The following is a 649-nucleotide window of genomic DNA, read 5'->3' on the forward strand; positions in this document are numbered from 1 at the left end:
GCGACCGGGTCGAACGGCTGATGCGGCTCACCGGCATCGACGGTGTCCGCCGCGGCAAGCACCGCACGGTCACCACGGTGCGTGACGAGAAAGCGGCCCGCCACCCGGATCACGCCCGCCGGGGCTGGTGGCGTCCGACGCGTCCGGATCAGTGGTGGGTCGCGGACTTCACCTACGTGTGGACGCTGGCAGGGTTCTGCTACGTGTCGTTCATCACGGACGTGTTCTCGCGCCGCATCCTCGGCTGGAGGGTGATGACGACGAAGACGACCCCGCTGGTGTCCGCGGCGCTCGAGCAGGCGATCAGCGTCCGCCGCCGCGGACTCGTGGAGTTCACCGCGACCGGGCTCGTGCACCACTCCGACGCTGGCTCCCAGTACACGTCCCTCGCGTTCACCGACGCGCTTCGTGATGCCGGGCTGACCGGGTCGATCGGGACTGTCGGCGACGCCTACGACAACGCGCTCATGGAGTCCACGATCGGGCTGTTCAAGACCGAGGTCATCGAGCACGAACGGTCCACCTGGACCGGCTGGCGACAGGTCGAGCAGGCCACCGCATCCTGGGTGAACTGGTACAACACCGAGCGCCTGCACTCCTCGATCGGCCACTTCACACCCATCGAGTTCGAAGAGCTCGACTACGCTCT

The 649-nt window shown here is 67.5% G+C and carries 1 protein-coding gene; it reads left to right on the forward strand.

Annotated features, from left to right (window positions below; genetic code table 11):
• Positions 1 to 649, forward strand: a 649-nt coding sequence (locus tag ABD882_RS18590; protein WP_345188979.1) for an IS3 family transposase, incomplete at both ends; no start/stop codon positions are given.

This window comes from Microbacterium panaciterrae, from assembly GCF_039541635.1.
Lineage (GTDB): Bacteria > Actinomycetota > Actinomycetes > Actinomycetales > Microbacteriaceae > Microbacterium > Microbacterium panaciterrae.